The following is a 12245-nucleotide window of genomic DNA, read 5'->3' on the forward strand; positions in this document are numbered from 1 at the left end:
CCGGGAGCCGGTGGTGGCATGCCCAGCACCCAGGAGGTCCGCGATGAACAGAAGTGTGTTCCCACACCGCGAGAAGGTCGGCCTCTACGATCCCGTCAACGAGCATGACGCCTGCGGCGTGGCCTTCGTGGCGCAACTCGACGGCGTGCCGCGGCACAGCATCGTCGCCAAGGGCCTGGAGGCGCTGCGCAACCTGGACCATCGGGGCGCCACCGGTGCCGATGAAGCCGCCGGCGACGGCGCGGGCATCCTCGTCCAAGTGCCCGACGCCTGGCTGCGGGAGGTCGTCGACGCCAAGCTGCCCGAGGCGGGGGAGTACGCCGTCGGGATGGCCTTCCTGCCCACAGACGCCGCTGAGCGGGCCACCGCGAAGGAGCAGATCGCCGCCATCGCCGACGAGGTGGAGCTCGACGTGGTGGCCTGGCGCGAGGTCCCCGTGGAGACCGGCACGCTCTCGCCGATCTCGCTGGGCGCGATGCCGCACTTCGAGCAGCTGATCGTCAAGGGCCGGGAGGACCAGGCGGGCATCGAGCTGGACCGGTTCGCCTTCGTGCTGCGCCGCCGCGTCCAGCACGAGGTGGGTGTCTACTTCGCGTCGCTGTCCTCGCGCACCCTGGTCTACAAGGGGATGCTCACCACGGATCAGCTCGAGGAGGTCTTCCCCGATCTGCACGACGAGCGCATCACCTCCGCGTTGGCGTTGGTGCACTCCCGGTTCTCCACCAACACGTTCCCGGCCTGGGAGTTGGCCCACCCGTACCGGATGATCGCCCACAACGGCGAGATCAACACCGTCCGCGGTAACCGCAACTGGATGCGGGCCCGCGAGGCGCTGCTGACCAGCGACAAGATTCCAGGCTCGCTCAGCCGGATCTTCCCGATCTGCACCCCCGATGGCTCAGATTCGGCCTCGTTCGACGAGGTACTCGAGCTACTGCATCTGGGCGGGCGCTCCCTGCCCCACGCGGTGCTGATGATGATCCCCGAGGCGTGGGAGCAGCACGAGGAGATGGACGAGGCCCGCCGCGCCTTCTACGAGTTCCACTCGATGATCATGGAACCCTGGGACGGTCCCGCCTGCATGACGTTCACGGATGGTTCCGTGATCGGCGCCTGCCTCGACCGCAACGGCCTGCGCCCGGGACGCTACTGGGAGACGGCCGACGGCCTGGTGGTATTCGCGTCCGAGGCCGGCGTCCTGCCCATTGAGCCCGCAGACGTCGTCCGCAAGGGCCGCCTCCAACCCGGACGCATGCTGCTGGTGGACCTCGAGCGTCACGCCGTGGTCTCCGACGACGAGATCAAGGGCGAGCTGGCCGCCGAGCATCCCTATGGGCAGTGGGTCGCCGAGCACAAGATCCTGCTCGACGAGTTGCCCAGCCGCGCCCACATCGTGCACTCGCACGCCTCCGTGACCCGGCGCCAGCAGGTCTTCGGGTACACGCACGAGGAGCTGCGCGCGCTCATCGCGCCGATGGCCAACGCCGGCTCGGAGGCCATCGGCTCGATGGGCACAGACGCCCCGATCGCGGTGCTGAGCAGCCGGCCGAGGCTGATCTTCGACTACTTCAAGCAACTCTTCGCGCAGGTCACCAACCCGCCGCTCGACGCCATCCGCGAGGAGCTCGTGACGTCCCTGACCGCCAAGATCGGCCCGGAGCGCAACCTCCTCGAGCCGGTGCCGCAGGCCGCGCGGATGATCATGATGAACAAGCCCATCCTGGATTCCGAGCAGCTCGCCAAGATCGTGCGGCTCGGGCAGGACGACGACGTGCCGGGCTACACCACCCACGTGGTGCGCGGCCTCTACAAGGTGGCCGGCGGGGGGCGTGCGTTGGCGCGCAAGATCGACGAGATCTGCGATGAGGTCTCGGCCGCCATCCGCGGCGGCGCCCGGGCGATCGTGCTGTCGGACCGCCACTCAACGGCGGAGCTCGCCCCCATCCCCTCGCTGTTGCTGACCGCCGCGGTGCACCACCACCTCGTGCGGGAGAAGACCCGCACGCAGGCAGGTCTGGTGGTCGAGGCCGGTGACGTGCGCGAGGTGCATCACGTGGCGCTCCTGCTGGGTTACGGCGCCGCGGCGGTGAACCCGTACCTGGTGTTCGAGTCCGCAGAGGACATGGCCAGGCGGGAGGTCTACGTGGACGTGACCCCTGAGCAGGCCATCGCCAACGTGACCAAGGCGCTGGCCAAGGGCGTGCTGAAGGTGATGAGCAAGATGGGGGTCAGCACCATCGCCTCCTACACCGGCGCCCAGATCTTCGAATGCGTCGGCCTCAGCCACGATGTGGTGGAGCGCTACTTCACCGGCACCACCAGCCGGCTCGGCGGGCTCAGCCTCGACGACATCGCCGCGGAGATCAAGGCGCGCCACCTGCAGGGCTACCCTGCAGACGGCATCCCGCTGGCGCACCGCGACCTCCTCGTGGGCGGGGAGTACCAGTGGCGCCGCGAGGGTGAGCCCCACCTCTTCGACCCCGAAACCGTCTTCCGGCTCCAACACTCAACCTCGACCGGCGACTACGCAGCCTTCAAGCGCTACAGCGCGCTGGTCAACGACAACTCGGCACGGATCATGACGCTGCGCTCGCTGATGGAGTTCGCAGCCGCCGAGCCGATCAGCATCGACGAGGTGGAGCCGGTCAGCGAGATCGTCAAGCGGTTCTCCACCGGGGCCATGAGCTACGGCTCCATCTCGATGGAGGCCCACCAGACGCTGGCCGTGGCCATGAACCGCCTGGGCGCGAAGTCGAACACGGGCGAGGGCGGCGAGGACTCCGAGCGACTCCACGATCCCGCGCGCCGCTCCGCCATCAAGCAGGTGGCCTCCGGTCGCTTCGGCGTGACCAGCGAATACCTCACCTACGCCCAAGACATCCAGATCAAGATGGCCCAGGGTGCCAAGCCGGGTGAGGGCGGCCAACTGCCGGGGCCCAAGGTGTACCCGTGGGTGGCGAAGACCCGCCACTCGACGCCGGGCGTGGGCCTCATCTCGCCGCCGCCGCACCACGACATCTACTCGATCGAGGACCTCAAGCAGCTCATCCACGACCTCAAGTGCGCCAATCCCTCGGCCCGCGTGCACGTCAAGCTCGTCTCCGAGGTGGGCGTCGGTACGGTCGCCGCGGGGGTCAGCAAGGCCAAGGCCGACGTCGTGCTCATCTCGGGCCACGACGGCGGCACCGGCGCCGCGCCGCTCACCTCGGTCAAGCACGCGGGCGCACCCTGGGAACTCGGCCTGGCCGAGACGCAGCAGACCCTGCTCCTCAACGGCCTGCGCGACCGCATCGTCGTGCAGTGCGACGGGCAGCTCAAAACCGGCCGCGACGTACTGGTCGCCGCCCTGCTGGGCGCGGAGGAGTTCGGGTTCGCCACTGCGCCGCTGGTGGTCTCGGGCTGCATCATGATGCGCGTGTGCCACAAGGACACCTGCCCCGTGGGCATCGCCACGCAGAACCCCGAACTGCGCGGCAAGTTCCACGGCGACCCGGATCACGTGGTCAACTTCTTCGAGTTCATCGCGCAGGAGGTGCGCGAACTGCTCGCACAGCTCGGCCTGCGCTCCATCGAGGAGGCCGTCGGCCGCGTCGACCTCCTTGAGGTGGGTAGGGCGGTGGGCCACTGGAAGACACGGGGCCTCGACCTGGCACCCGTCCTGCAGCGGATCGAACTGCCCGACGGCGCCAAGCCGCACCGCACGACCACGCAGGACCACGGCCTCGACGCCAAGCTCGACGTTGAACTGATCCGCTTGGCGGAGCCGGCGTTGACCCGAGGCGAGCAGGTTCGCCATTCCCTGGCCGTGCGCAACGTGGACCGCACGGTGGGCACCATGCTGGGCCACGAGGTCACCAAGGCGACCGACGGGCTGGGGTTGGCGCCCGGCACGATCGAGTTCACGCTCACCGGCACCGGCGGGCAGAGCTTCGGCGCGTTCCTGCCCAGGGGGGTGACGCTGCGCCTCATCGGCGACAGCAACGACTACTTCGGCAAGGGGCTCTCCGGCGGGCGGCTGATCGTCACGCCGCCCTCGGACGTCTCGTTCGATCCCGCGGAGCAGATCGTGGCCGGCAACGTGATCGCCTACGGCGCCACCTCGGGCCAGCTGTTCCTCCGCGGCAGGGTGGGCGAGCGGTTCTGCGTGCGCAACTCCGGCGCCACCGCCGTCGTCGAGGGCGTGGGTGACCACGGCTGCGAGTACATGACCGGCGGCGAGGTACTCGTGTTGGGCGGCACCGGCCGCAACTTCGCCGCAGGTATGTCCGGCGGCGTGGCCTGGGTGCTCGACCTCAATCCGCTGCGCCTCAACACCGAACTGGTAGACCCCGTCGACCCGGCTGACGGCGACATCGCCCGCATCCGTGAACTGCTCGCCGAACACCGCGAGGAAACGGGCTCGCTGGTGGCCGACGGCCTGCTGGCGCTCGCCGACGACGAGCTGAAGCTGCGCTTCACCAAGGTGGAGCCGCGCGACTACGCCCGCGTCATGGCCGTCCAGGCGACCGCACTGGCCGACGGCGCCGACGAGACAGAGATCACCGAGATGATGATGGAGGCCGCTCATGGCTGATCCGAAGGGATTCATGACCACTCCGCGCGAAGTGGCCGCACGCCGCCCCGTCGAGGAGCGGATCAACGACTGGAACGAGGTCTACCCGGGCACACCGGGGCGGGCGCTGCTGCCCATCATCGGGAAGCAGGCGGGCCGCTGCATGGACTGCGGCATCCCGTTCTGCCACAACGGCTGCCCCCTGGGCAACCTCATTCCCGAGTGGAACGACCTGGTGTGGCGCGACGAATGGCAGCCGGCCCTGGAGCGCCTGCACGCCACCAACAACTTCCCCGAGTTCACCGGAAGGCTGTGCCCCGCGCCGTGCGAGACCGCCTGCGTGGTGGGCATCAACCGGGATGCGGTGACGATCAAGAACGTCGAGGTCGCCATCATCGACAAGGCGTGGGACGACTCGCGCGTCGTGCCGCAGCAACCCGAATGGCACACCGCCAAGACCGTGGCCGTCGTCGGCTCCGGCCCGGCGGGCATGGCTGCCGCTCAACAGCTCACCCGAGCCGGGCACACCGTCGTGGTCTACGAGCGGGCCGACGCCATCGGCGGGCTCATGCGCTACGGCATCCCGGAGTTCAAGCTGGAGAAGTCGGTCCTCCACCGCCGCATCAAGCAGATGGTGTTGGAGGGCACGCAGTTCAAGACCGGGGCGGAGATCGGCGTCGACATCAGCGGCGCGGACCTGCGCGACCAGTACGAGGCCGTGGTGCTGGCCATCGGCGCCACCGCCGCGCGCGACCTGCCCGTCCCCGGCCGCGAACTTGCGGGAATCCACCAGGCGATGGAGTACCTCCCGCAGGCGAACCGGGCTGCCCTGGGGCAGGTCGTCGAGGATCAGATCACCGCCGAGGGTAGGGACGTGGTGATCATCGGCGGCGGCGACACCGGCGCCGACTGCCTGGGCACTGCCATCCGGCAGGGCGCCCGTTCCATCACGCAGTTGGAGATCATGCCGATGCCTCCAGAGGCTCGCCCCGCCGGGCAGCCGTGGCCGACGTACCCGATGACGTTCAAGGTCTCCTCGGCGCACGAGGAGGGCGGCGAGCGCGTCTACGCGGTCTCGACCAACCGCTTCGTCGGCGACGACGAGGGCCGCGTCAGTGGCCTCCAACTGGTGGAGGTGCGCTTCGAGGCCGGCAGGTTCGAGCCCGTGGGGGGTACGGAGCGCGAGATCCCGGCGCAACTGGTGCTGTTGGCCATGGGTTTCACCGGCCCCCAGCAGGCCGGCCTGGTGGAGGAACTGGGGCTCGCCCTCGATGCGAGGGGCAACATCCAACGCGATGAGTCCTACGAGACCTCCGTCCCCGGCGTCTTCGCGTGCGGCGACGCGGGTCGCGGCCAGTCGCTGATCGTGTGGGCCATCGCCGAGGGTCGCTCCGCTGCGCGCGGGGTCGACGAATACCTCAGCGGCTCGTCGAAGCTGCCGCGCCCGATCGGCCCCGAGGTGCGCCAGTTGCTGGTCTAGCGGGGAGGACTACCCTGAGGTCGTGCTCGATCTGCTGCTTGCCTCCCCTCTCCTGACGATCATGCTCGTGGTGGCGCTCGGCGCCGCCGTGGGCATCATCCCGTTCGGCCCTCTGCGGTTCGGGGCAGCGGGCGCCCTGTTCGTCGGTCTCGCGCTCGGCGCCGTCGAACCGGCGCTGGGGGAGAACCTCGGCAACATCTCGACGCTGGGCCTGGCGCTGTTCGTCTACACCGTCGGCGTCGCGGCAGGGGAGACGTTCTTCGCGGACCTGCGGCGGCAACTGCCGCTGATGGGGCTGGCGATCGGGGTGGTCGCTGTCGTCACGGTGCTGGCCATCCTGGCGGGCCGGGCATTCGGGCTCAGCCCGGGGATGATCGCCGGCGTTCTGGCCGGCTCCCTGACCTCAACCCCGGCGCTGGCCGCAGCCACGGAGGCCACGGGCAGCGCGGACGCCGGAGTCGGCTACTCGCTGGGCTACCCCGTCGGCGTGGTGCTGGCGATCATCGTCGTGGCCATCGTCGTGCCACGCAAGTGGCCGGGCCGCAAGGACGAGCCCTCGGCCAACGCAGAGGGCATCGTCGCCGAATCCGTCGCGGTGGACCGCACCACGCCGCTGCGCGGGGTGCCGGGCTGGTCCGACGAGGCGATCAAGATGAGCTACCTGGTACGCGACGGTCACACGCGGGTGCTCTCGCCCGGCGAAGACCTCCAACCGGGGGACCGCGTGCTGGTGGTGGGCTCTCCGAAGGCCGTGGGCAGGGCGATCGACTTCCTGGGGACCCGCATGGAACAGGAACTCACCACCGACCGCGGTTCCGTCGACTTCCGCCGCTTCGTCGTGTCGTCGGACCACGTCGCCGGGCGCTCGGTGGCGCAGCTCAACCTGCCGGGTCGCTTCGGGGGCGTCATCACCCGCGTGCGTCGAGGCGACGCCGACCTGCTGGCCAAGGATGACCTGGTCCTGCAGCCCGGTGACCGGGTCCTCGCGGTGGGCCCGCAGCGCGATCTTGACACGATCGGCACCTTCTTCGGGGACTCGGAGCGCAAGGTCTCCGAGGTCGACGCCCTGGCGCTCGGCCTCGGCCTGGTGCTGGGCCTGCTGCTCGGCTCGGTGGTCATCCCGCTGCCGGGCGGCATCGACTTCTCGCTGGGCCCCGCTGCCGGCCCCCTGGTGGTCGGCATGATCCTCGGCGCGATGCACCGCACCGGCCCGCTGCTCTGGTCGATCCCGTTGTCGGTGAACCTCACCATCCGGCAGCTCGGCCTCCTGCTGTTCCTCGCGACGGTGGGCCTGGCATCGGGCCCCATGTTCGCCGAGCAGGCCCTCACCGGCACCGGCGTGCGCGCAGGCGCCCTGGCCGCGGCCATCGTGGCCGCCTCGGCGATCGCCTTCATGGCGGGCACCCGCACGATGGGTCTGTCCGCCCCGCGCGCCGCCGGGGGCTTCGCCGGCTACATCGGCCAGCCCGCCATCCTGGCCTTCGCCAACGAGCGCGTCGACGACGACCGGATCGAGGCCGGCTACGCGGCACTCTTCGCCCTGGGCATTATCGCCAAGATCCTCGCCGTCCAGGTGATCGCCGCACTCGACTGACCCATCGGCTGGCCCTGAGCGTCGCGCCCCGCGACGCTGGTTGAGCCTGCGAGCGCAGCGAGCAGTGTCGACACCGCTGCAGCATGTCTGCTGGTGTAACCACCGCCCGGGTCGCTGTGGGGAAGGGGCTGGGTCCCCGCTCACACCCCCAGCGCCCTAGAGCATCAGCCCGGCACCTGTGGTCAGCCTCAGCGTCAAGGAGTGGCCGGGGGCGGGGGGATGCAAGTACGCGCGCCGAGCCCGGACCCCACCCAGGTAGTTGTTGCCCGACAGTGTCGACCACCTTCGGAGTACCCCGCCCCCGGACACGACGGCAACAACAGCGGCCACGGTTTCGGCAACACCCCACACCATCCTGAGGGTGTGGCAACCAGCTGTGGCTGAGGTGCTCAATGCGCTGCGGGGGCCGTTCGTTGTTCGCGCGGGCGCTCACGCTCAGGGACCGGACGGCGGGAGCAGGTATGGTGGGTGGCTGTCGGTCGGTTCAGTGGAGGTTGGTTGTCAGTGGCTGAGAATTTCGTACACCTTCACTGCCACACAGAGTTCTCCATGCTGGACGGTGCCGCACGCATCCACGATCTGTTCAAGGGCGCGGAAGAGATGGGGATGCCCGCCCTCGCCATCACGGACCACGGCAACCTCTACGGCGCCTACGAGTTCTACAAGGCGTCGAAGAACTACTCGGTCAAACCCATCATCGGGCTCGAGGCGTACCTGACGCCGCGCACGCACCGCTCGGAGCGCAAGCGCGTCCAGTTCGGCGACGGCACCGGCGACGACGTGGCCTCGAAGGGCGCCTACACCCACATGACGATGTGGGCCGCCAACAACGACGGCATGCACAACCTGTTCCGCCTGTCGACGCGCAGTTCGCTGGAGGGTTTCTTCTACAAGCCGCGTGCGGACCGGGAACTGCTCAACCAGTACGGGAAGGGCCTCATCGCCACCACCGGCTGCCCGTCGGGCGAGGTGCAGACGTTCCTACGGCTGGGCCAGTACGACAACGCCCGGGCCGCCGCCGCGGAGTTCCGCGACATCTTCGGCGAGGGCAACTTCTACGTCGAGTTGATGGATCACGGCCTCGACATCGAGACCAGGGTCCGCAAGGACCTGCTACGACTGTCAAAAGACCTCAACCTGCCGCTGGTGGCATCCAACGACCTCCACTACGTCCATTCCCACGACGCGGACGCCCACGACACACTGCTGTGCGTCTCGGCCGGCTCGCGCAAGGCGGAGACCAACCGCTTCAAGTTCGACGGCAACGGCTACTACCTCAAGTCCGCTGAGGAGATGCGCTCCCTGTTCCGCGAACTCCCGGAGGCGTGCGACAACACCCTCGCGATCGCGGAACGCATCGAGACGTCCTTCGACGAAGGCATGGGCACCTACATGCCCAAGTTCCCGGTGCCCGAGGGGGAGACCGAGGACACCTGGTTCCACAAGGAGGTCGAACGCGGGCTCCACGAGCGATACAAGGGCAACATCTCCGCCGAGGTGCGCGAGCGCGCCGAGTTCGAGACCAGCATCATCGCGTCGATGGGGTTCACCGGCTACTTCCTGGTGGTGGCGGACTTCATCACCTGGGCCAAGGAGAACGGCATCCGCGTGGGTCCCGGCCGTGGCTCGGGCGCCGGCTCGATCTGCGCCTACGCGCTGCGCATCACGGATCTGTGCCCGCTGCAGCACGGCCTCCTGTTCGAGCGCTTCCTCAACCCGGAACGCGTCTCGATGCCCGACTTCGACATCGACTTCGATGATCGCCGCCGCTCCGAGGTGATCCAGTACGTCTCGGAGAAGTACGGCTCGGACAAGGTGGCCCAGATCATCACCTACGGCTCCATCAAGGCCAAGGCTGCGGTGAAGGACGCCGCCCGCGTCCTCGATATGCCGTTCGCGATCGGCGAGCAGATCTCCAAGGCCATGCCCGCAGATGTGATGGGCAAGGGCGTGCCCCTGAACGAGCTGTTCAACGAGTCGCACAAGCGCTACGCCGAGGGCAACGAGTTCCGGGAGCTGTACTCCTCGTCGCCGGACGTGCGCACCGTCGTCGACACCGCCAAGGGCCTCGAAGGGTTGAAGCGGCAGTGGGGCGTGCACGCCGCCGGCGTGATCATGAGCTCCGATCCGCTCATCGACATCATCCCGCTGATGAAGCGCGAGGCAGACGGCGCCATCATCACCCAGTTCGACTACCCGGGCTGCGAGTCCCTCGGCCTGATCAAGATGGACTTCCTCGGGTTGCGCAACCTGACGGTCCTCGACGATGCCGTGCGCAACATCAAGCTCAACCGCGACTTCGATCTCAACCTCGACGACCTCGTCGAGGACATGACGGACAAGGCCTCCTACGACCTGCTCGCCAGCGGCGAGACCCTGGGCATCTTCCAGCTCGACGGCGGCGGCATGCGCACACTGCTGCGCCAGATGCAGCCCGACAACTTCGAGGACATCTCCGCGGCCCTCGCGCTGTACCGGCCGGGCCCGATGGGCGCCCAGTCGCACACCAACTACGCGCTGCGCAAGACCGGCCTCCAGGAGATCGTCCCGATCCACCCGGAACTCGAGGAGCCTCTCAAGGACATCCTGGACACCACCTACGGCCTGATCGTCTACCAGGAGCAGGTCCAGCAGATCGCCCAGCGCGTCGCCGGCTACTCGCTGGGCAAGGCGGATCTGCTCCGCCGCGCCATGGGTAAGAAGAAGAAGGAGGTCCTCGACGCCGAGTTCGTGCCCTTCTCCGAGGGCATGCGGGCCAACGGCTATTCCGACGGGGCGATCAAGGCGCTGTGGGAGATCCTCGTCCCGTTCTCCGATTACGCGTTCAACAAGGCCCACACCGCCGCCTACGGCGTCATCTCGTACTGGACGGCCTACCTCAAGGCCAACTACCCGGTCGAGTACATGGCCGCGCTCCTGCAGTCGGTGCGCGACGACAAGGACAAATCGGCGATGTACCTGGCCGAGTGCCGGCACATGGGCATCGAGGTGCTCCCGCCTGACGTCAACTCCTCGGAGGTGATGTTCACCCCGGTCGGCGAGAACATCCGCTTCGGCCTGGGCGCCGTGCGCAACGTCGGCGACAAGGTCGTCACCGCGTGGGTGGAGGAACGAAAGAAGCTGGGACCTGCCGAGGACTTCTACGACTTCCTCGACAAGTCGCCGCTGCTGATGTGCAACAAGCGCGTCATCGAGTCCCTCATCAAGGCCGGTGCGTTCGACGAGATGGGCCACACGCGTCGAGCGCTGATGGGCATCTTCGAGAACGCCGTCGACTCGGTCATCGACCTCAAGCGCAACGCCGAACACGGCCAGGACGGCTTCGACTTCGGCTTCGACACGGGCAGCGACGACGCGTCCTCGGCGCTGCGCGAGGTGGTGCCCGAGGTGGAGGAGTGGGACCGTCGCACCAAGCTGGCGTTCGAGCGCGAGATGCTCGGACTCTACGTTTCCGATCACCCCCTCAACGGCCTCGAACACGTGCTGCAGTCCAACTCCGAGCGCTCCATCTCCTCCGTGGCCTCGACGGAGGGCTACCGCGGCCCCACGAAGGTGTGCGGCCTGATCACCTCGGTGAACAGGCGGGTCAACAAGGCCGGCAACATCTGGGCGATCATCACCGTGGAGGATCTCACCAACTCGCTGGAGGTCACGGTATTCCCGCGCGTCTACGACCAGGTCGCGCAGTACCTGGAGCCCGACACCATCGTGTCCGTCTCAGGCATCGCCGAGGACGGCGAGGACCGTGGCCGGATGCGGGCGCAGCAGATCATCACCCCCCATGTCAGCGCCGAGGGCAACGTCGGGCCGCTGGCGCTGTCGCTGCCTGCAGTGCGCTGCACACCCGGCGTGGTCAACCGGCTCAAGGGCATCCTGGCCCAGTACCCTGGTGCGGCCGAGGTGCACGTCAACCTGCGCACCGGTTCCAAGATCAAGACGTTCCGGCTCGGCGACGGGTACCGGGTGGACCTCACATCGGCGCTGTTCGCCGACCTGAAGGCCGTGCTCGGCCCGTCCTGCGTGGGCATGGGAAGGGGTGCTGATGTCTGATGGCCTACTGGTGGTCTCCCGGCGCAGCCAACTGGTGGAACTGTGGGACAACGACTGGTGGCGGCTCATCGTCTTCGTCGCCGGCTCCGTGGTGCTCGGTGCTCTCGGCGGCCTGCTCTGGGCCCGGACGGCGCCGAGGCCCAGGTACCTGATCCAGGACGACCTCACGGCCTCGATCTCCGAGCGGGGGCAGGCCTCGATGATCGCAGCCGACGCGAGCTTCACGCTCATCACCGGCATCGTCGGGCTGACAGTGGGGCTCGCCGGCTGGTTCCTGCTGTACCGGCGCGGTTGGTTGGTCATCATCGGCACCCTGCTGGCCGCGACACTCGGTGGGCTCATGACCTGGCGACTGGGCCTGGCGGTGGGGGCCTCGGGGTTCGCGGAGCGGCTCGCCGCCGCGTCTCCCGGGGACGTCGTCGCCGTGGACCTCGAGTTGCGTTCCCTCGCCGCGTTGATCGTGGCCCCCTTCGCCGCCATCACGCCCGTGATGCTGCTGGCCGCGTTCTGGCCGGAGCCCACCGATGAGCAGCCCGCAGAGGAGCCCGCGCCCACGCACTAAGATGGGT

General features: G+C 68.5%; 5 protein-coding genes. All 5 read left to right on the plus strand.

All coding sequences use genetic code 11. The features are described 5' to 3' along the window. The first annotated feature begins 43 nt into the window (after positions 1 to 43). The 5 genes from gltB to BN1186_RS11720 all read left to right on the plus strand — a co-directional run bounded on the left by gltB (position 44) and on the right by BN1186_RS11720 (position 12238). Positions 44 to 4573: a glutamate synthase large subunit gene (gene gltB / locus BN1186_RS11700; protein ID WP_040284247.1), complete on the plus strand. Its 4530-nt coding sequence runs from the start codon at positions 44 to 46 to the stop codon at positions 4571 to 4573. Next, a complete protein-coding gene (locus tag BN1186_RS11705) occupies positions 4566 to 6032 on the plus strand; it encodes a glutamate synthase subunit beta (RefSeq protein WP_040284248.1) in 1467 nt (488 codons plus the stop codon). Before gltB ends, BN1186_RS11705 begins: the two co-directional genes overlap by 8 nt. A gap of 61 nt (positions 6033 to 6093) precedes the next feature. Further along, positions 6094 to 7626, plus strand: a complete 1533-nt coding sequence (locus tag BN1186_RS11710; protein WP_052460250.1) for an aspartate-alanine antiporter-like transporter — start codon at positions 6094 to 6096, stop codon at positions 7624 to 7626. Between the two features lie 504 nt (positions 7627 to 8130). Then, positions 8131 to 11676: a DNA polymerase III subunit alpha gene (gene dnaE / locus BN1186_RS11715; protein ID WP_040284250.1), complete on the plus strand. Its 3546-nt coding sequence runs from the start codon at positions 8131 to 8133 to the stop codon at positions 11674 to 11676. After that, positions 11669 to 12238 carry a hypothetical protein gene (locus tag BN1186_RS11720; protein ID WP_052460106.1) on the plus strand — a complete coding sequence of 190 codons (570 nt, stop codon included), beginning with the start codon at positions 11669 to 11671 and terminating at the stop codon, positions 12236 to 12238. Before dnaE ends, BN1186_RS11720 begins: the two co-directional genes overlap by 8 nt. Positions 12239 to 12245 lie beyond the last annotated feature (7 nt).

Source organism: Tessaracoccus massiliensis (assembly GCF_000826065.2).
Lineage (GTDB): Bacteria > Actinomycetota > Actinomycetes > Propionibacteriales > Propionibacteriaceae > Arachnia > Arachnia massiliensis_A.